Here is a 21074-nt window from a genome sequence, read left to right as displayed (position 1 = left end):
TATAAACTCTTCTATTAGCAATAAAACAGAATCCAAAACTGTCAATAATTACAAAATATCCAAAATATCCTCTGTATCCAAGTATGCAGCTTAACAATTAGAAGTTTTCTTAAAAATCGAAATAAAAAAAGAAGCTGCCCTTTTTGGACAGCTTCTTTTTTTATTCTATAATGAAGTGATTTGGTTTTCCGCTTCTTCGAGTTGCATATTAAAATTATGATACTCTATAGAATTGACTTCAAATAGCGCAGTGCGTATATTTCTATAGTAGGTAATTCCAGAGAGCAATTCTTCTTTGAATTTGAGGATATATTTTTCTTTTTTCGTGTCTAGATTACGCTGATGAGTATGGATATATTTTGTTAAATGGGCTATATATAAACGCAATTCATTGATAAATAGGGAAGGTCTTTCGACGTGATTTAATAAATCCTGTCGGCCATAAATATGGTCAACCATTTCTTGTAAAGAATAAACCCTGTCAAAATATGCCGTATTTGGTCCTGGGCAAATCGCTACGGTGTCCGATTCTTTTTTCTCTAAGATATTATACTTTAAATAAGCGGCATTTGCTAACCCTTCACATAGACAGGTTTTTTCGGTGATTTCTGCAAGTTTTGTCGCATAACTTTCCTCATTTAATTGCAACTCCTGAAGTTCTGCTATTTTTAAATGTTGGTAGATTCTGGAAGCTGAGCACATTGGTTCATGCTGATAGTTTGAGGGGGTGACTAAGTACTTTTTGGTACAGGGAGCACCAGGGCGACCTTTTTGAATTCTTGATTCGCGCAAAATTTCAGAAGTACTTTTCTTGAAATTGTTAAAAGGAACTCCCAATGGTGAAGCACCGCTGATATAGAAATCCTCAGCTTTGGCGGTTGCTAAATTATTTAGGGTATTATCATCTACCGTTGTCGCTTCAGGTACCAACAGAAATGGCGATCCCCAACCTGTAGCGTCCAATTCATAATGATTTAGTAAGAAATTTTGTTCTGCTGCCGTGCCAATTCCTCCTTGAGCCGTGATTTTTATAGTTGGTGCTTTTTCAAGTTTTATCTTTTTATCAAGAAGTGCAGCATGGTACAAAGGGAAAAGTTCTTCCTGCAATTGAGCTCTTTTTTGCTTAAATTCGTCTAAAATCGGTCCTAACAAAAAGCCATCGGTAGCAAAAGCATGTCCGCCACAATTCAATCCTGATTCTACACGATATTCTGAGATCCAAACTCCTTTTTTGGCCAGAAATTTAGCTTGTATCAGTGCAGATCTATAATCAGAAACTTTCAACGTGATTTTTTTGTCAAATCCACCATTTATATTTGGTAAGAACTGCGGCAACTCTGCGATATAGCTGTACAGTCGAGGATTCATTCCTGCAGATAATACTACAGATGATTTAATTTTACTGTTCACAAAACCACGTAAAGCTGCGCTAGCGTCGGAATAATAGGCATCCAGTTCATTTCCCTTTTTGTCGTAATTGATTTTGTCGACTTTGGACATGATATTGACGTCAATTGAGCCGGCTTTAATATTCGTTAATAAATCACTTAGAATAAAATGCTTTTTCTCTGATGAGTTTTCTGTCAAATACTGCGTATACGCTTCACGCATAGGTGAATGTGTTGGTTGTAGGTCGATATATTTTTTGAGTGAATCAGATATTTCCTGGGTAGATTTTTTTAGTTCTTCTATTTGAGATGTGACAATATCTTGTACTAAATCCAAGTACGCTGTTATTCTTTTTGCCCTAGCATCTTCCTCCTGTGAACTGATTCCTGTGAATAGCTTTCCTATTTGAGAGGCGTAATATTTACGCATTCGCTCAATGAGTTCATCATCGACAATGGAGATTACAGATGATATGCCATATTGCGCAACTTTGATAGGTGAATCAATGGAAAATGCAAGCCCTAAAACGGGTATATGGAATGTATGTGTCATAGTTTGAAATATGACGCAATTACCCATTTTATCAGGAATTAAAAAATAGTCTTGTAGATACAAAAAAGTGTTTTAAAGCACTTTTTTGTTCTTGTATACTGGTTTTAAAATTTTCTTAAAATATTTTTATTTCAATTAACTATTTTTCCAATAATTAGATTTATTATTTATTAACTTTAATCTAAAGTTTCTAAAATACACCTTAACGATAAATAAACTAACCTTATGCCAGGCCCAGCAGTACATTACATTATTGGTCAGCAGCTACGTAATCGGATTTCTAAATCGGACTCCAGATATGTAAATAGTGAATACTATTTTGACCACTCGATTATCTCCGCATTAAATAATTATCCAACTTATCTTAATGTAGGAACCCTAGGTCCAGATTTTCTGTTTTTCAATATTAAAGATTGGCCAATTGTCGGTGAATATTTGCCTGTCAAGGAGATTATAGCTGGAGCCAAATATCTCAAAATGTTGGAAAATGAATTGGAACGAATTTTTCCAGTTTTTGGTAAAATACATGAAGCCAAAGTGATCATTGAAGACGAAATAAATAAAGTGGGGGAGGGCATTATTCAAAGCAGTCCTACATTGACTCGGATCAATCAACTTATCAATGACATCAAAGCTATTATTGCTGTCATGAAGGCTATAGTTACCAATGGTTTAAAAGATTTGGTGAGTTCGAATGTGAATATTTTCGGACTTGTTACACATCCTATACAATCATGCGACAAAGATTATGAGAAATGGTGGTGGTTCGATATCTTGCATTACAGACGTTCGGGTGATTTCGCAAAATATCTGGTTCAAAATGCAAAAGACGAAAGATTGAAGGCTTACTCTATCGGTTATTTATCTCATGTCACAGCTGATACCGTAGGACATCCTTATGTCAATAATATTGTAAGAGGTCCATTTCGTACACATGGACAACGTCATAAAGTAGTAGAAAACTTCCAAGATGTGAATGCTTTTAAGACATTCTATAGTAAGGAATTCGTAACAAGTGGTTTGTGTGAAGAATTCACGTTCAAAGACGCAGAATCACTTAAAAGAGCAGCTAGTCATCAAGTTCCGAGTGAGGTGCAAAGTATTATTGATGGCTTGACACCTAGTTTTGCGGATAAGGCTATGCCTGAGGATTTGGCAGCGTTAATCGCAAAAGCCTCTAATGAGGTGTATCAAGAAAATGGAAAACATATTTTTGGTGGAGGAATGAGTGCTGAAGAGGTAGATACAGCGTATAGATTGTGGCTGAGTTGGTTTACAGCGACGACTACAGAAACTTTATTGCCTAAAGAATTACCAGGAATGCCCACGCTCTCCGAAGATATACGTCGGATTTGGGAGGCGTTCAAAGAGAAAATGGGACAGGCATACGACGCATTGAAGGATGCACTTTCCGATATTACATCGAGTGGATTTGATTTTAGTTTCAAAGGGTTAGCTAATTTTCTCGAAAAAGTAGGAAAAGCTATTCAGGCAGCAATCGCATTTGCTACGGCTATTGTTCAGCTTTTAGAAGAGATGCTACTGTTGCTTCCTAGCCAGGCGGTACATTATGTTCTTAATCAAATATACCAAGCACTTTATGTAGTGTATGATTATTTCAGAATGAGTATTGCACTCAGTGGTATTACATTTCCTACCATATCGCATACCAAAGATCCTCGCGTATCGCACATGCTACACCCTTCTATTGCAGATGGAAATAACAATCAATTGCAAGCTAATTGGCCATATCCGGCACAGGGCATAAATTTTGGTACGGGTTTATTCCGTCATCTAAAACAGTCAGCACATTTGGTTTATCCTCCTAATTATCCAGAATCTACAACAACTGTTGCTGCTCCATCATCTTATTCGCTTAATGGTCACAATTATTTTATCAATAAAGGTATTGCTATGAATGATAGAGAATTGATGCAATTGGCTTTGGACCCAAATTATGGAATGAATAATCAACAAAATTTTGTTCATGAAACCCTTGGTAATGCATTGGTATTGACTTCCAAATATTACAATTTAATTGAGAAAGGATACGCTATTCCAAATTTGAATTTGGATGCAGATAGAGGATTTGCTTTTTCGAGTTGGGAAGGGGGAGCTTGTGCTAATAAAAAATTGGTTATGCCTGTTAATGTAAGTGTGAAAAAGTAAAGTCTAAAGTTATGTCAGAGAAATTATTGTCAGAATTAAATGATCAGGTAAAAGAAATACAAGATCAAATAAAGCAAAATCGTGCAGATCTGGATAGAGGCTTGAATTCCGAAGAAGGAAGAAATGAATTAATGCGATTACGTAAACTAAAAATGAGTTTTAATGCAACTGAGTTTATCTCTAAGTCTTTTTTGTTTTTAATTCATCAACATGGAGATGACGGAGTAAGACCAATCAGTGTTATGAATACAGATTCTACAGCCTTATCAATATCTCAAAATAATACATTGACTAATGTGCTAAAGAATGGTGTTAATAATGCTATTAGCTGTGTCGTTCGCAACGGTGGCGATTTGCATGTGCCAATAGTTAATGTCGAATTTTTATTATCAAAAGCCGAAGAATATGTTTTTGAAGGAAAGATTACTGGAAAGAGAGAATTAGCTGAAAGCCTACTTGTTAGTATTAAAATTATAAAAGGAGAAATTAAAGTTGGTGATCAGGTAAAAATAGTGAAAGACGGCATTTCGATTCATACAGTGGTCGAGGAAGTTAGTCGGAATTTAAGAATTTCTCACATCGATGGCGTAGGACCAATATTAGGTGATGATAGCCAATCTCCATTGGTGAAATTGAAAATTTTTGGTTCGGCACAGTTGAGTGTTACTGTTGGTGATACAATTGTTAATGATAAGGATAAAATTTATGAAGTCCATAAGCCTTTTAAATTCCAAGTAGACGATGTGTTTTCTATTACAGGGAGAGGCACAGTCATAACTGGGACGGTTTTAGAGGGGGAATGTGTATCAGGCAGTACAGTGTTTTTTCAAAGGAAAAAAATTGGAGGACTCTATCCGCTGATTATTCGTTCGATGGAAAGTTTCAGAAAGCAAATTGATATAATTAAAAAAGGAGACGTAGTAGGATTATTGGTGGATTATGATAAGGATGCTTTCAAACGTGGCGATTTTCTCATTCAAAATCCAGTATATACACAAAATGCCATTGTCAAAAATGTAACAGCTCCAAGGGATATTAAAGAGTATGACTGCCTAGGTATCGTGACAGATTCCATTGCTGGACACAATACGATTATGACTACATTGGAACTTGCAAATCTAAATTTGTCTTCGGGATTTCGATATTTAGCAGCGAGGGCATATTCAAACTTTCCTATTGATTTACCCGATAATTTTGATTTGATTGACCCAAGTATCGATAGACACACGGCGATCCGAGTTGTCCATATTCAATAAGTATAAAACGCCATGATTTAAAAAATCATGGCGTTTTTATTTATGCTTTAAACACGATAGTTTTATTGCCATTGAGCATCACACGATCTTCTACTATCAGTTGAATAGCTCTTGTCAATACGGCTTTTTCAATTTCTTGACCTGCTGTCCGCATTTTTTGTGGATCATAACTGTGGTCGATAGATTTTGTGTTTTGTACAATTATTGGTCCCTCATCCAAATCATTGGTTACAAAATGTGCTGTAGCACCAATAATTTTTACTCCACGTTCGTGCGCTTGCTTGTAAGGGTTTGCACCGATGAAAGCAGGTAAAAATGAATGATGAATATTGATGATTTTATTTTCGAATTTTCCGACGAATTGAGGAGATAGGATACGCATAAATTTTGCCAAGACAATGAAATCTGGTGCCAATTCCTTCAGTTGATCAGCTAATTCGTTTTCAAAATCATCCTTTGTTTTATTTTCGTGCGTGATGTAATAATATGGAATATCAAATCGCTCTGCGAAATCACGGAGATTGTCATAATTCCCAATCACAGCACAAACCTCGGCATTTAACGTATCAAAATAGTGACGCACTAGAATATCTGCAAGACAGTGGTGCTCTTTGGTTACCAATACAGCGATACGTTTTCTTCTCGAAGGATTGATGGCGATACTTGCTTTTTCTGGCAAAACAGCTTTTAAGTGACTATAAAGACCATTGCTTTCTTCTGCATTTCCAGTACATACCACGCGAACAAAGAATTTATTTTGCTCCTCATCTACATATTCCCGCATCGTAATGATGTTGAGTTTATGTTTTGCGAGTACGTTAGATATATTCGATACCAATCCAACAGCATCTTGGCATTGGATCAGTATTAAGGTTTGTTTAGTCATTTTGGGTTAGGTTGTTTATAATTGTATTCAGCCCCCAACAGAGCTAGAGGCTGAATCGTATTTTTTAGATGGCGGCCTTAACCAGCTCTTCTTCTAAGTCAATTTCAACTCGCAGGTTGTCTACAATATGACGTTGACGATCAGGTGTATTTTTTCCCATATAATACTCTAATAGTTGATGAAGCTTGTTGTCTTTGTTCATTATAACTGGCTCGAGTTTGATGTCTTCGCCAATAAATTGACCAAATTCAGATGGAGAAATTTCTCCCAAACCTTTGAATCGCGTAATCTCTGGTTTACTGCCTAACTTATTAATTGCATTGATGCGTTCTTGATCCGAGTAACAATATATTGTTTCTTTCTTATTCCTAACACGGAATAAAGGTGTCTGCAAGATGTACACGTGACCTGCCTTCACCAAGTCAGGGAAGAACTGCAAGAAGAATGTCATCATCAACAATCGAATGTGCATACCATCCACATCGGCATCGGTAGCGATTACGATATTGTTGTAACGTAATCCTTCCATGCCATCTTCGATATTTAAGGCATGTTGCAGTAGGTTGAATTCCTCGTTTTCGTATACGATTTTCTTTGTCAACCCGAAGCAATTCAAGGGTTTACCACGTAAGCTAAAAACGGCTTGCGTCTGTACATCACGTGATTTGGTAATTGAACCCGATGCAGAATCTCCCTCGGTAATGAAAAGTGTCGTGTCTAAGTTTCGTTCGCTTTTATCTCCAAAATGTAATTTACAATCACGAAGTTTACGGTTGTGCAATGAAGCTTTCTTAGCGCGCTCGTTTGCCAATTTTTTGATTCCCGCGATATCTTTACGTTCACGCTCGGATTGCATAATACGTTTCAACAAGGCGTCTGCTGTAGCTGAATCTTTGTGTAAGTAATCATCTAATGCTTTTTTGATAAAATCATTGATGAATGTACGTACTGTAGGACCTTCAGGACCTATACTTTGGGATCCTAATTTGGTTTTAGTCTGTGATTCGAAAACAGGCTCTTGTACTTTGATCGCAATAGCACCAATAATGGATGAACGGACATCCGAAGCATCAAAATCTTTTTTATAAAATTCACGAATTGTTTTCACCAACGCTTCACGAAAAGCCGCTTGGTGTGTACCGCCTTGTGTGGTATGCTGACCATTGACGAAAGAATAATATTCTTCACCATATTGCTGACCGTGCGTCATCGCAATCTCAATATCTTCACCTCTCAGGTGTATGATAGGATAGCGCATACCTTCAGTATCGACATTGCGCTCCAATAAGTCTTTCAGTCCGTTTTCGGAGATGAATTTCTGACCATTGAAGTTTATTGTCAACCCAGAATTCAAGAAAACATAATTCCAAATCATGTTCTCTACAAATTCGATACGGTATTTGTAATGTTTAAATATATTTTCGTCTGGATAGAAAGTTACCGCTGTACCGTTGCGTTGTGTTGTATCTTTTTGTTCATCCGTTTGCAATTCACCTTTGCTAAATGTAGCAATACGTGTTTTGCCATCACGGTAGGATTGTACTGTAAAGTTAGTGGATAGCGCATTTACAGCTTTGGTACCGACACCGTTAAGACCTACAGACTTTTGGAAAGCCTTACTGTCATATTTACCTCCAGTATTGATCTTTGAAACAACATCTACTACTGAGCCAATAGGAATACCACGCCCATAATCTCGTATGGTTACTTTATTTTCAGTGACAGTAATATCGATTGATCGCCCAGCACCCATCACAAATTCGTCGATAGAGTTGTCCATAACCTCTTTGAGCAATACATAGATACCGTCGTCGTAGGCAGAACCATCTCCTAGTTTACCAATATACATACCTGGTCTTAGGCGAATATGTTCTTTCCAGTCGAGTGATCGTATACTGTCTTCGTTATATGCTGTCATGGTCTCTTTCTAAAAATTTTGAAACAAAAATATAAAAAAAACACTGATATAAGTAAGATTTTGATTAGTTAAAAGTTGATCTAACATTGTTAATACATTTTGATAAATGTTATTATCTTTAATGTTTAATCAATTAAAAATTCTCTTATGAAGATGATCCTAATAGCACTATTTCAGTTTGTGTTAATAACAAGTTTATTTGCTCAAATAAAGTATGATAATGACAAAATAAAAACAGCTGCAGAACGTATTTCATATTATTTGCCTAAGCTGCAAGGAAAACGTGTCGCGATCGTTGCGAATCAAACTACCATACTTGGTAAATCGCACTTAGTCGACAGTTTACAAAAAAGAGGTGTCAATATTGTGAAAGTTTTCGGTCCTGAGCATGGTTTTAGAGGTGATGCAAGCAATGGAACTACAGTCAATGACGAAATGGATGTTCAGACAGGATTAAAGATAGTTTCACTATACGGCAGTAAGAAAAAACCCAGCGAAGAGGATCTCAAAGATGTAGATCTGGTGATGTTTGATATTCAAGATGTAGGTTGCCGTTTTTATACTATTATGAATACGATGCGCGATGTGATGGAGGCTTGTGCTGAGAATGGTAAGCCTGTTATGATCTTAGATCGTCCAAATCCAAATGGTTATTTCATTGACGGTCCTATTTTGGATATGAAGCACAAATCCGGTATAGGTCAATTCCCTATTCCTGTAGTACATGGATTGACGTTAGGTGAATTCGCATTGATGGTCAATGGTGAGGGGTGGATGGCAAATAAAATTAAATGTGATTTGGAAGTGGTTAAAATGGAAGGATATAAGCACAATATGCTTTATAAATTACCTGTAAACCCATCGCCAAATTTGAATTCAGCACAAAGTATTTTATTATATCCTTCTACTTGTTTGTTCGAAGGTGTAGCCTTAAATCATGGACGAGGTACAGATTATCCATTTACGATTATTGGAGGGCCTATGTTGAAGGGGAAATATTCATTTAGTTTTACCCCTATTAGCAAGCCAGGGATGGCCGAAGACCCTGTATTTCAAGACAAAGTATGCTATGGTTTAGATTTGCGCAATTATGATTTGGAAAAATTGGTTAAAAGCAAAAAGTTAAATCTTTCCTGGATAATAGAGTTGTATAAGAATCACCCGAATAAGGATAAGTTTTTTGATAGAAGTATTAGTAGACAAGTTGGGAATATTGATTACCTAATAGGGGATGGAGAATTTAAGAAACAAATAGAAAGTGGGTGGAGTGAAGAAAAAATTAGAGAGACTTGGAAACTTGGTGTCAATAGATACAAGAAGATGAGGGAGAGGTATTTACTTTATCCTTAATTGGATTCAAAAAGAAAAACCGAGAATGTTAAATTCTCGGTTTTTCTTTTTGCACTAAACATTTTGTTAAATTGATCTTCCAAAGTCATCCTGCACACGAACGATATCTTCTTCATCCGAAGGGTTGCTGGAATCTGTATGTTGCCAAATTTCAGCAATTACACCGTACTCGGCCAATCCGACTAATCGATGGCGTTCGCCTTGTGGTAAGCGGATAAATTCTCCTTCTTTTAAAATTTTTAATTCATGCTCATCATCATCAGGACTAGTTACGACACCTACCTCTCCACGAATTACTCTCCAAATCTCTGCACGACGGTGGTGGTATTGCCATGATAAGCGTTTGTTGGGGCCTACTATAAGAATTTTAGGACTCAATTTTCCTGAAATTTTTAGCTCTTGTGTGTCTAATCCATCGAAAAATTCATTGGCAAAATTTTGTGCTTGATTTTCATCAATTACAAAAAATCCACCCCAAGGCCTTGATTGATCGATGTTTTCAATTGAAAAACCTAAGCCTTCTAGTTTCTCTTGAGTTTGGTTGAATAACTCACCCTTATCAACATATGCCATAGTATGATAAATTAATTAGTTTAAATATAAATTTCTAAATATCTAATATCAATAAAATTTTTCAAAAATCTAAAAATTAATATAGAAATACTTACTTCTTAGACATTAGTGTACCTTTGTAGTAGATATGAAGGAACAAAAGATCGACGCAAATAATCTTATTTTTAAAAAGGCTGTAGCATTTGTTAATCAAACCAATCAGAACCTTTTTCTGACAGGAAAGGCGGGTACAGGTAAAACGACTTTTCTTAAATACATTCGTGAAAATTGTTATAAAAAAATGGCTATCACTGCTCCGACAGGTGTAGCGGCTATGAATGCTGGGGGAACTACTCTTCACGCGTTGTTTTGGTTGCCATTTGGAACTTTCGTTGAGGATTACGAGCTGAAATGGGATGAGCAGGATAATAATATCTATAATAAAAATCGTCTATTTTCAACGATAAAACTGACTAAACAGCGCCGAGCAATATTGCAAGAGTTGGAAATGTTGGTGATTGATGAGGTATCGATGGTACGAGCAGATACATTGGATGCGATTGATGTAATCTTGAAATCTGTTCGTCGAGATATGCGTCCTTTCGGTGGAGTGCAAGTATTGTTTATTGGAGATTTATATCAGTTGCCACCAGTTGTCAAAGATCATGAATGGCAGATATTACGTGATCATTACAGCAGTCCTTTTTTCTTCAATGCTAAGGTATTACGCTCGACACCACTTATTAAACTGGAACTTCAGCATATATATAGACAGAGTGACAATAAATTCATTTCTATACTTAATAATATACGGAATAATGAATTTGAACAGCAGGATTTAGAGGAATTAAATGGACATTATAAAATTGATTTTGTTCCTGAAAAAACTGAACAATACATTACGTTGACTTCACATAATCGTTTAGCTGACCAGATTAATCAAGAAGAATTGATGAAGCTTTCGGGGAAAATGCACAATATGAAAGCGGTCGTTAAAGATGATTTTCAACAAGGAACTTATCCGACGGAAGAAACTCTGACATTAAAGATTGACGCTCAGGTGATGTTTATTAAAAATGACACGGGTGAAGATCGTAAATATTTTAATGGAAAAATTGGTGTAGTAAAAGAGCTAAACCTAGATAAGCATCAGGTGTTGGTTGGTTTTAAAGATGGTTCGGAAGATGTAGTGGTGCGTCGTGAGACATGGGAAAATATTAAATACAAGTACAATAAAGGCGAAGATAAAATTGAGGAAGAAGTATTGGGTACATTCTCTCAGTTTCCACTCCGCCTGGCTTGGGCTATTACAATTCATAAAAGTCAGGGCTTGACTTTTGAAAAGGCTATTATTGACGCGGGTACATCTTTTGCGGCTGGACAAGTGTATGTGGCATTAAGTAGGCTGACGGGATTAGAAGGTTTGGTTTTGCGCTCCAAAATTGCTTCTCATGCGATTCGGACGGATTTTCAAGTCGTTGATTTTATGAAGCAATTAGTAAAGGAAGATGAGGTGGATGAAATATTAAAGAATAGTCAACGCGCCTACTTAGGACAAATTCTATTGCAAAGTTTTCGTTGGACAAGTCTGACGGAAGCCGTTACGGAATTGGAACAAAGTCTAACTGATCGTAATATTGACAATAAAGAAGGCGTTGTGTCTTTTTTCTATTTGTTGCAGCAGTCTATAAAAACGCAAGAGAAAGTAGCGCATAAATTTATGCAGCAATTACATCAAATGTTGATAGATAAAGATTCTTTGGATTATCACAAAATATGTGAACGTACGACTTCTGCTGTAGCTTGGTTTTTGCCAAAAATGGAGGAAGATCTGTTGAAGGCTACCGAAAAGCATATCGAAGATTGGAGTATTCGTAAACGAACAAAGAAATATATTCAAGAGGTAAAAGTATTGTTGCTGGATTTCAAACGTAAATATGAGATTTTAAAACATTGTTTGACCATCGCTGAAGCGTTGACAAAAGAACAAATTTTGGATGATTTGTCTTTGAAAATGAATGTAGTGAAGGACGAGTCTGTGAAAGTTGCAGATGAAGAGCCGCAAGAGGATAAGGACACTAAGCAAATTACCTTGGATATGTACCAAGATGGAATGGATATCGCGAAGATCGCTGTAAAGAGAGGTATGGTAGAAGGGACGGTTTATGGACACTTAATTCATTATGTAGGGACTGAAATCGAAGCGGAAGAATTGATTGATCTCAAAAAGCTTGATAAAATACTTGATGTATTGCGAGCGAATGAGGGACAATCTTCATCTCAAATCAAGATTATCTTGGGTGATGACTACTCTTATCCTGAAATTAAGATTGGTCAAAAAGTGTTAGAAACTAAAATTTAGCATTATCTATGTGATAAGGCTATATTATAATATCTTTGTCGAAGTAAATTGACTAGTTTTGACAAATAAGAAGAAAGATTCGAAACTCAATAAGTGGTTAGTGTTTACATCTATGCCTTTTCAGATGGGAGCAACTATTTATGTGTTTTATCTTTTGGGAGAATGGTTGGACGGAAAATATAATGTAGAAGGTGGGTGGTGGACGAAAGGTTTAACCATGCTCGGTGTTGTAGCTTCGTTATATCAATTTATTAAACAAGCGAATCGAATAAGTAAAAATGATTAATTATCTAAAATATGTTATTATGTTACTCGTTGTAGGAGTAGCAGCTTACTTTGCGCATCTTCTAGTGCTAAAAGGTTTACAGGTCGATTATTTTTGGGATCAAACTGATTATACACTGCTGGGGATGTATACTTTTGGTGTTGGGATATCTTTATTTATAGTAATCTTGACATTGATGGCGCAGTATGCAATGCCCAAAAATTTAGGTTTTATCTTTTTAGCGTTAATGACTCTTAATGCTATTGGTAGTTATATTTATATCAAAAATGGCTTAAATAAATTTGAAAATGACTTTATCGAATATAATTTTTTAGTGATGTTTTTCTTATTCCTTGTTTTTGACGTTTTTGTAGCCTTCAAGGCTCTTAATCAGGAAAATAATGAGGGATAAACTTTTTGTAAAAAAGTTTCCACAAAACATATTATATGCCAAATAAAGTTGTATTTTTGCACAAAATTTTTCATTATTCAACAGTAATCTAAAATGGTGAATCTTAAAAGAGCACTTTTATTTCTAACAGTAATTTTATTTGCTGCCAATCCTTTTACTTCAGTAGCCGCAGAAGAGGCGCATGGAGACGGTCCTAAGTCTCAAGCGGAAGAGATCAATGCCCATATCAAACATCACTTGGAAGATGATCATTATTTTACTTTATACAAACAAGGTGAAGAGTATGTAGGTTTTCCATTGCCTGTTATTTTGATTGATAATGGTTTGAAGGTTTTTTCTTCAGGTAAATTCAAAGAAAATGACGGATTGACAGAAGTTGATGGTCAATTTTATAAATATTACCATGGTAAAATCTATAAAACAGATGCTGCTGGAACAATTACGTACGATGCAGAGCATCACCCAACAAATGCAAAACCATTAGATTTTTCAATTACTAAAAACGTTACTGGTCTAATGTTAGCTGCTTTGTTGTTGTTCTTAGGATTTATTTCATTAGCTAAGACTTATAAAAAAGGTTCGAACAATTTGCCAAAAGGTATTGGTCGTGTATTAGAGCCTTTAGTATTATATGTGCGTGATGAGATGGCGGTTCCAAATATTGGTCACCGTTACAAAGAATTCATGCCTTACTTATTGTCAGTTTTCTTCTTGATATTCTTGTTAAACTTATTGGGTTTAACTCCAATTGGTTTCAACGTAACTGGTAATATCTCTGTAACATTATGTTTAGCTTTATTCACGTTCTTAATAACGAACTTTAAGGCTAATAAAGATTACTGGAAACACATTTTCTGGATGCCAGGTGTACCTGTTCCTTTCAAATTTGTGTTAGCGCCAATCGAGGTGTTAGGTATGTTTACAAAACCATTCTCATTGATGTTGCGTCTTTTCGCTAACATCACTGCAGGTCACTCCGTAGTAATGGGTTTGATTGCAATCGTATATTTATTCCAACAACAATTAACAGTAGGAGGTAGTATTGGTGTGTCAATGTTATTGACATTGATCTTATTCTTCTTAGAATTGTTAGTTGCATTTTTGCAAGCGTTTATCTTCACAATGTTGTCATCACTATTCATTGGTATGGCTGTTGAAGAGCACGCACATCATTAATCAGAATTTTTTGTTAAATTTTATATATTAAAATCATGGTAATTCCAAATTTAGTAGGTGCAGGTTTAATCGTAATCGGTGCAGGTATTGGTCTAGGTAAAATCGGTGGTTCAGCAATGGAAGCTATCGCTCGTCAACCTGAAGCAGCTGGTAAAATTCAAACTGCAATGATCATCATTGGTGCATTAGTAGAAGGTTTAGCATTCGGTGCTTTAATCTTAGGTGCATAATCCAAGTTGATTAAAAAAAATAAATAAGACTTACAACGGTTGGTTGTGAGTCTTATTTAAAAACAAAAAATTAAAGACAACAAATAGAAAAATTCATATTTTATAAGTAAATATAATGGACGCATTAATTAATCAGTTCTCATACGGTTTGTTCTTTTGGCAATTAATCATCTTATTGATTGTAATTTTTATCTTAGGAAAATTTGCTTGGAAACCAATCATTAATGCTTTAGAAGAACGTGAAAAAGGTATTTCTGATGCTTTAGCTTCTGCTGAAAAAGCGAAATTGGAAATGGCACGTTTGACTAATGAAAATGAGCAGTTATTAAAAGAAGCTCGTGAAGAGCGTGATGTTATCTTAAAGGAAGCGAAAGAATTGAAAGATAAAATCGTTGCTGAAGCAAAAGAATCTGCGCAAACTGAAGGTGCGAAATTAATTGAGAATGCTAAACGTGAGATCGAAGATCAAAAATTAAAAGCATTAGCTGAAGTTAAAAATCAAGTTTCAGCATTGTCATTAGACATCGCACGTAAAGTATTAACAAAAGAATTTGAAGACCAAAATAAACAAGAAGCTTTAGTAGCAGACTTGTTGAAAGACGTGAAATTGAACTAATTGGTTATTCAAATTTAAAGCATAGATATGTCAGTATTTAAAGTTGCTTCAAGATACGCTAAGTCTATTTTAGATTTGGCAAAAGAGAAAGGTACATTAGAGCAAGTAAAGATCGAAATGGAAGAGATTGCGAGAGTAATCAAATCAAATTCGGAATTACAGGCTGTATTAGCAAATCCTATTATCAAAACAGATAAGAAGCAAAATATCTTAAAAGCGTTATTCGAAGGAAAAGTAAGCACAGAAGTTTCTGCATTCTTTAATATCATGGTTAATAAAGGTCGTAGTGAATTAGTTTATGCTACCGCTATTGAATTTATCCGTGAATACAACGAATTGAAAGGTATTGTGAAGGCTGAAGTAATTTCGGCTAAACCATTGTCTTCAGCTAATATTCAGTCATTAGGTAATACAATTGCGCAGCAAATTAATGCGAGTGTTATCCTTACTAATAAAGTAGATGCTTCGTTAATTGGTGGATTTATCATCAATGTAGGTGATAAGCAATTGGATGAAAGTATTGCTGGAAAATTGAATAAATTAGAAAGACATTTCATCAATCAAGGTGTTTAATTACCTTGAAGTAGTAAAGTAATAGAATCTAAAACCCCTTATACAAATTAAAATGATAGAGGTAAGACCAGATGAGGTTTCGGCAATTCTAAGAGAGCAATTGTCAGGCTTTAAGTCAGAAGCCGAATTAGAGGAAGTTGGTACCGTACTAACAGTAGGTGACGGTATTGCTCGTGTTTACGGCTTAACAAAAGTTCAACTAGGTGAGTTAGTTGAATTTTCAAACGGATTACAAGGTATTGTATTGAACTTAGAGGAAGACAACGCTGGTGTTGTACTTTTGGGTTCTTCAGATGGTATCAAAGAAGGAGATACTACAAAACGTACAAATCGTATCGCATCTATTAAAGTAGGTGAGGGTATGCTTGGTCGTGTAGTAAACACATTGGGTCAACCAATTGATGGTAAAGGACCTATCGCTGGTGACACATATGAAATGCCTATCGAGCGTAAAGCGCCAGGTGTAATCTACCGTCAACCAGTAACTGAGCCATTACAAACTGGTATCAAAGCTATCGATGCGATGATTCCTGTAGGTCGTGGTCAGCGTGAGTTAGTAATCGGTGACCGTCAAACTGGTAAAACAGCGGTATGTATCGATACTATCATTAACCAAAAAGAATTTTACGATGCTGGTCAACCAGTATTCTGTATATATGTTGCAGTTGGTCAAAAGAACTCTACAGTAGCTAATATTGTACGTGTACTAGAAGAAAAAGGTGCTATGGCTTACACAGTTGTAGTAGCTGCTTCTGCTGCTGATCCTGCTCCACTTCAATTCTACGCGCCAATGGCGGGTGCTGCTATCGGTGAATTTTTCCGTGATACAGGTCGTCCAGCATTGATCGTATATGATGATTTGTCAAAACAAGCAGTAGCTTACCGTGAGGTTTCATTGTTATTAAAACGTCCTCCAGGTCGTGAAGCGTATCCAGGTGATGTATTCTACCTTCACTCTCGTTTATTAGAGCGTGCAGCGAAAATCAACTCTTCGGATGATATCGCTCGTAGTATGAATGACCTTCCTGAGTCTATCAAGCACTTAGTAAAAGGTGGTGGTTCATTGACAGCTCTTCCTATCATCGAGACACAAGCAGGTGACGTATCAGCATATATCCCTACTAACGTAATCTCAATCACTGATGGTCAGATCTTCTTAGAGTCTAACTTATTCAACGCAGGTATTCGTCCAGCGATCAACGTAGGTATCTCGGTATCACGTGTAGGTGGTAATGCGCAGATTAAGTCTATGAAGAAAGTATCTGGTACATTGAAGTTAGATCAAGCTCAATTCCGTGAGTTAGAAGCATTCGCTAAATTCGGTTCGGATTTGGATGCGGCTACTAAATCGGTATTAGATAAAGGTATCCGTAACGTGGAGATCTTAAAACAAGGTCAATTCTCACCAGTATCAGTTGAAAAGCAAACTGCTATCATCTATGCAGGTACAAAAGGATTGTTGCGTAGTGTTCCTGTGAACAAGGTACGTCAATTCGAAGAAGAATACTTGACGCAATTAGAGCAACGTCATCCAGAAGTATTGTCAGCGTTAAAAGCTGGTAAATTCTCAGATGATTTAACAGACGTATTAGAAAAAGTAGCTAAAGAATTAGCTTCAAAATATTAATTAGATAAGAGTAAAGAGTATTGAGTAAGGAGTTTCTTGCTCAATACCTAATACTCCTTACTCAAATCTCTATTAAAATATGGCAAATTTAAAAGAAGTAAGACTCCGTATCACCTCGGTGACATCCACGCAGCAGATTACCAAAGCCATGAAAATGGTTTCTGCAGCAAAGTTAAAGCGTGCAACGAATGCTATCGTTCAGTTGCGCCCTTATGCCAATAAATTAAGAGATATTCTTGCTCAAGTTTCAGCTTCTGTAGAAGATAATGATTCTCCATTTACTCAAGATAGAGAGCCTACTAAAGTTTTGATTGTTGTTGTGACATCAAACAGGGGATTGGCTGGAGCTTTCAATGCAAATGCTATTAAAACTGCGAATAACTTGATCGCTACTAAGTATGCGGATCAATTTGCTAGAGGGGATGTAAGTATGATCGCTATTGGTAAGCGTGGTCATGATTTCTTCTCTAAGCGTAATTTCAATGTTATTGGTAATCATAATGAATTATTCAACAATTTAGATTTCGAAAACGTATCTAAAGTGACTGAATACATTATGAATGAATTCAAAGAAGGAAATATCGACCGTGTAGAGGTTGTTTACAACCAATTCCGTAATGCTGCTATGCAAGTTTTAACTTCAGAACAATTGTTACCTCTATTGCCTGAAGAGAAAACCGATAATGCTGCAGAATTGGATTACATTATCGAACCTTCGAAAGAAAAAATCATTGAAGAATTAATACCTAAAGCGATTAAAATTCAATTGTACAAAGCTGTATTAGATTCTAACGCTTCAGAGCACGGTGCGCGTATGACAGCAATGGATAAGGCAACAGAAAATGCTGGTGACTTATTGAAAGCTTTAAAATTATCATACAACCAAGCTCGTCAAGCGGCTATTACAACAGAGCTTACTGAGATTGTTTCTGGTGCTGCGGCACTTTCAAACGGATAATAACTATTATTCGCTATAAAAAAAGGCTTTTTGATTATTCAAAAAGCCTTTTTTGATTTTATTTGAAACAGTTTAAAACGGATTCTCCCATAAGGCTTATACCTGCTAGTGAGGTGTGTACACCATCGTAAGCCCAATACGTTCCTGTAGCTTGTTTCTCTGCTTTATCAAAAATACTTTGGTAAGGAATGAAAATAGCTTTATATTCTTTTGCTATTTCTTTACTTACGCGCTGATAATCTCCAAACTCTGGATACCAAGAGTCATCAACATGTTGTACGCCTTTTACTCCAAATGGCTCACCAATGATTAATTTAACATTTGGTAAGTTTTTAAGTGTTAAGTCCAACATCTTTTGATATTGTGATTTGTACTCCGCAGCCGACCCATTGTAGTTGCCATTTCGTTTGTGCCAATAATCATTTACGCCGATTAAAATGCTCAATACATTTGGCTTCAAATCCAAACAATCTTTTTGCCACCTTTCTATCAGTTGTGGAACTTTATGTCCACCTATGCCACGGTTATAGATTTGTAAATTTTTTGAAGCATGTTTGTGCAAGAGCGTACGTGCAGTATGAGCGGCATAGCCTTTGCCCATTGCGTCTACATCATTTGAGCCAAGTTTGTCTCTACTACGACCGTGATCGGTAATAGAATCTCCTTGGAAAAGAATGATATCGTTTTTAAGTAATTCAATTTTATGCTCTTTAACAGCAAATGATTCTGCTTTTGCCAAATTAGTACCAAGTACTGTTGTACCAATAGCAGCTAAAGATTGTTTAAGAAAACTTCTTCTGTCTTTCATAGATTAAGGTTTATTACCCTAAAATACAGATATTAACAGAATTTATCAATGCCCTGTTTGATGATATCACAAGCTTCAATTATTTCCTCTTCAGAAATTGTCAATGGTGGAGCAACACGTAATGCCGTCTCACAGTGCAAATACCAATCTATCATCACGCCGTTATCTGCACAGTATTTGCTGACATTATATACTTGATCAAAGTTTTCTAACTGTAGACACATCATCAAGCCTAGTCCTCTTATTTCTTTGATTTTCGGATGGATCAATCCCTGACGGAAAAGTAGTGCTTTCTGTTCTACAGTTTCTAGTAATTTTTCATTTAAGATAACATGAAGTGAAGCCAAAGCTGCTGCGCAAGAAACAGGATGACCTCCGAATGTTGTGATGTGACCCAACATCGGATTGGCCTTGATAACATCCATGATTTCTTTCGGCGCAACAAATGCACCCAATGGCATTCCACCTCCGATACCTTTTGCTAACATTAAGATATCCGGAACAATACCAAAATGCTCGAATGCAAACAATTTGCCTGTACGTCCAAAGCCCGTTTGTATTTCATCAAAGATTAATAAAGCACCAACTTCTGTACATTTAGCACGTATAGCTTGCATATATTCTTTTGAAGGCACACGAACACCTGCCTCGCCTTGGATAGCTTCTACGATGACCGCAGCAGTTTTGTCGGTGATATTTGATAAGTCGGTTATATTATTGAACTCAATAAAATCAATTTCGGGAAGGAGAGGAGCGTATGCTTCTTGGTATTGTGTGCCACCAATTAATGATAAGGCACCTTGTGTACTGCCATGATACGCATTTTTAGCGGCAATGATTTGACGACGACCTGTGAAACGTTTGGCTATTTTCATCGAACCTTCTACAGCTTCCGCACCAGAATTAGTCAAATATACCGAACCAAATGAAGGGGGGAGGTTCGCTAATAATTTGGTTGCAAACTGCACTTGAGGTGCTTGCACAAATTCGCCATACACCGTGACGTGTAAATATTTTTCCAACTGATGTTGTATCGCTTGAATCACTTTAGGATGGCGGTGACCAATATTACTTACATTAAATCCCGATACTAAGTCTAAATATTTTTGTCCTTGAGGTCCATAAAGATAAGAACCTTCGGCTTTTTCGATTTCGATAAGTCGTGGACTTTCTGATGTTTGAGCTGTGTTTTTTAAGAAAAGCTCTCTGTTACTAATCATACTGCAAAGGTACAAAGGAAAATTTAGAAGAAATGTTTAATATTGCTATATACTTGTTATTATGAGCTTATTTGAACAAAAAATCGAAGAACAACTTGATGGTTTTGAAATCTTCGAGGAATTAGATTACGAAGGAGATATTAAATTAGAAGAATATTGTAATCAAGGTAGAAATTATATTAATCGACATACTTGGTGTGAAGGGGTTAATAATGCTTGGTTAGCTTATTATTTAGAAGGGATTTTTGCAATAAATATATTTGAAGTTAGTTCTTCTAATCCGAATGTAGATAAATATATTTGGGTTTTGACAGGAGACTTGCCATCCGCATATATAGATATAGAAAGCGCTTCTTATCCATTAGAAGTATTATCAGCCTATATAGAGATTATGCAAGATTGGGTTGATACTGTAAAGGAAAATGGTAATGTTGAAGAATGTTATCCTGTTGAGGTGGAAGCTAATCTTTATCATGCGGATATGTTAGACTATAGATTGAAATTATTAAGAGAATATCTCGAGAATGAAGATGAGATCGATATATAAATATCAAAGTACAGACCTTACAAATTCTAAAGTTGTCGCCTAGAAATATTTTGGCACTTGCAGGTGGAAGCAGAGGTTATACAGCCAAAGGATTTCAGCGACGAGTTTTTTGCATACTTTTTTGAGGTAAAAAAGTATGAGCCACTCGCGGCTAGAGCGAGATAGTAGATTTATAAGTCAAAATTGTGATTTTATCTCTATGATTTTT

19 protein-coding genes are annotated in these 21074 nt (G+C 36.1%); 13 read left to right on the top strand and 6 right to left on the bottom strand.

Translation table 11 applies throughout. The annotated features are described in order from the left end of the window. Window positions 1–165: 165 nt before the first annotated feature. Entirely contained in the window at window positions 166–1941 is a 1776-nt protein-coding gene (locus tag IPZ78_RS08335; protein ID WP_225552614.1) for a hypothetical protein, read from the bottom strand. A gap of 225 nt (window positions 1942–2166) precedes the next feature. On the opposite strand from IPZ78_RS08335, the gene IPZ78_RS08330 reads away from it, so the two are divergent. Continuing rightward, window positions 2167–4110 carry a zinc dependent phospholipase C family protein gene (locus IPZ78_RS08330; RefSeq protein WP_225552612.1) on the top strand — a complete coding sequence of 648 codons (1944 nt, stop codon included), beginning with the start codon at window positions 2167–2169 and terminating at the stop codon, window positions 4108–4110. Between the two features lie 11 nt (window positions 4111–4121). After that, window positions 4122–5366 carry a hypothetical protein gene (locus IPZ78_RS08325; RefSeq protein ID WP_225552610.1) on the top strand — a complete coding sequence of 415 codons (1245 nt, stop codon included), beginning with the start codon at window positions 4122–4124 and terminating at the stop codon, window positions 5364–5366. A gap of 40 nt (window positions 5367–5406) precedes the next feature. On the opposite strand, the gene purU is transcribed toward IPZ78_RS08325, so the two are convergent. Both purU and IPZ78_RS08315 read right to left on the bottom strand, forming a co-directional pair. Beyond that, complete coding sequence (gene purU, locus IPZ78_RS08320) at window positions 5407–6252, bottom strand: formyltetrahydrofolate deformylase (protein ID WP_225552608.1); 846 nt, start codon at window positions 6250–6252, stop codon at window positions 5407–5409. 64 nt (window positions 6253–6316) lie between these two features. After that, window positions 6317–8170 (bottom strand): DNA topoisomerase IV subunit B, encoded by a 1854-nt coding sequence (locus IPZ78_RS08315; RefSeq protein WP_225552606.1) that lies wholly within the window; start codon window positions 8168–8170, stop codon window positions 6317–6319. A 147-nt stretch (window positions 8171–8317) separates the two neighbouring features. Between IPZ78_RS08315 and IPZ78_RS08310 the strand changes: the two genes are divergently transcribed. Then, window positions 8318–9520, top strand: coding sequence for an exo-beta-N-acetylmuramidase NamZ family protein (locus tag IPZ78_RS08310; protein WP_225552604.1), 1203 nt, complete (start codon window positions 8318–8320; stop codon window positions 9518–9520). Window positions 9521–9586: 66 nt separating this feature from the next. Here the strand turns inward: IPZ78_RS08310 and IPZ78_RS08305 are convergent, their stop codons facing one another. Next, window positions 9587–10093, bottom strand: a complete 507-nt coding sequence (locus IPZ78_RS08305; RefSeq protein WP_225552603.1) for a cupin domain-containing protein — start codon at window positions 10091–10093, stop codon at window positions 9587–9589. 127 nt (window positions 10094–10220) lie between these two features. Between IPZ78_RS08305 and IPZ78_RS08300 the strand changes: the two genes are divergently transcribed. The 9 genes from IPZ78_RS08300 (at window position 10221) to atpG (ending at window position 18291) form a co-directional block, all read left to right on the top strand. Next, window positions 10221–12434 carry a helix-turn-helix domain-containing protein gene (locus tag IPZ78_RS08300; protein ID WP_225552600.1) on the top strand — a complete coding sequence of 738 codons (2214 nt, stop codon included), beginning with the start codon at window positions 10221–10223 and terminating at the stop codon, window positions 12432–12434. Between the two features lie 58 nt (window positions 12435–12492). Next, the gene (locus IPZ78_RS08295; protein ID WP_225552598.1) at window positions 12493–12720 is read left to right on the top strand and encodes an AtpZ/AtpI family protein; all 228 of its coding nucleotides are present in this window, start codon (window positions 12493–12495) and stop codon (window positions 12718–12720) included. A 19-nt stretch (window positions 12721–12739) separates the two neighbouring features. After that, a complete protein-coding gene (locus IPZ78_RS08290) occupies window positions 12740–13111 on the top strand; it encodes a hypothetical protein (protein WP_225552596.1) in 372 nt (123 codons plus the stop codon). Between the two features lie 93 nt (window positions 13112–13204). Continuing rightward, window positions 13205–14287 carry a F0F1 ATP synthase subunit A gene (gene atpB, locus IPZ78_RS08285; RefSeq protein WP_225552594.1) on the top strand — a complete coding sequence of 361 codons (1083 nt, stop codon included), beginning with the start codon at window positions 13205–13207 and terminating at the stop codon, window positions 14285–14287. Window positions 14288–14322: 35 nt separating this feature from the next. Then, window positions 14323–14517 carry an ATP synthase F0 subunit C gene (gene atpE / locus IPZ78_RS08280; protein WP_225552591.1) on the top strand — a complete coding sequence of 65 codons (195 nt, stop codon included), beginning with the start codon at window positions 14323–14325 and terminating at the stop codon, window positions 14515–14517. Between the two features lie 115 nt (window positions 14518–14632). Beyond that, entirely contained in the window at window positions 14633–15133 is a 501-nt protein-coding gene (locus IPZ78_RS08275; RefSeq protein ID WP_225552589.1) for a F0F1 ATP synthase subunit B, read from the top strand. A gap of 27 nt (window positions 15134–15160) precedes the next feature. Further along, window positions 15161–15706 (top strand): ATP synthase F1 subunit delta, encoded by a 546-nt coding sequence (atpH, locus tag IPZ78_RS08270; protein ID WP_225552588.1) that lies wholly within the window; start codon window positions 15161–15163, stop codon window positions 15704–15706. A 52-nt stretch (window positions 15707–15758) separates the two neighbouring features. Further along, complete coding sequence (gene atpA, locus IPZ78_RS08265; protein ID WP_225552585.1) at window positions 15759–17333, top strand: F0F1 ATP synthase subunit alpha; 1575 nt, start codon at window positions 15759–15761, stop codon at window positions 17331–17333. 79 nt (window positions 17334–17412) lie between these two features. Next, window positions 17413–18291 (top strand): ATP synthase F1 subunit gamma, encoded by an 879-nt coding sequence (atpG, locus tag IPZ78_RS08260; protein WP_225552584.1) that lies wholly within the window; start codon window positions 17413–17415, stop codon window positions 18289–18291. A gap of 58 nt (window positions 18292–18349) precedes the next feature. On the opposite strand, the gene IPZ78_RS08255 is transcribed toward atpG, so the two are convergent. After that, entirely contained in the window at window positions 18350–19099 is a 750-nt protein-coding gene (locus IPZ78_RS08255; protein WP_225552582.1) for an SGNH/GDSL hydrolase family protein, read from the bottom strand. Window positions 19100–19131: 32 nt separating this feature from the next. After that, window positions 19132–20319 (bottom strand): aspartate aminotransferase family protein, encoded by a 1188-nt coding sequence (locus IPZ78_RS08250; RefSeq protein ID WP_225552580.1) that lies wholly within the window; start codon window positions 20317–20319, stop codon window positions 19132–19134. 61 nt (window positions 20320–20380) lie between these two features. On the opposite strand from IPZ78_RS08250, the gene IPZ78_RS08245 reads away from it, so the two are divergent. Next, window positions 20381–20866 (top strand): DUF4826 family protein, encoded by a 486-nt coding sequence (locus tag IPZ78_RS08245; RefSeq protein ID WP_225552578.1) that lies wholly within the window; start codon window positions 20381–20383, stop codon window positions 20864–20866. The last annotated feature ends 208 nt before the right edge of the window (window positions 20867–21074 follow it).

Origin of the sequence: Sphingobacterium bovistauri (assembly GCF_020295405.1) — a bacterium.
In the GTDB taxonomy this organism is placed as follows: Bacteria; Bacteroidota; Bacteroidia; order Sphingobacteriales; family Sphingobacteriaceae; genus Sphingobacterium; species Sphingobacterium bovistauri.
The sequence above is the reverse complement of the archived record's forward strand: the minus strand, read 5'-3'. Positions and strand labels throughout refer to the sequence as shown.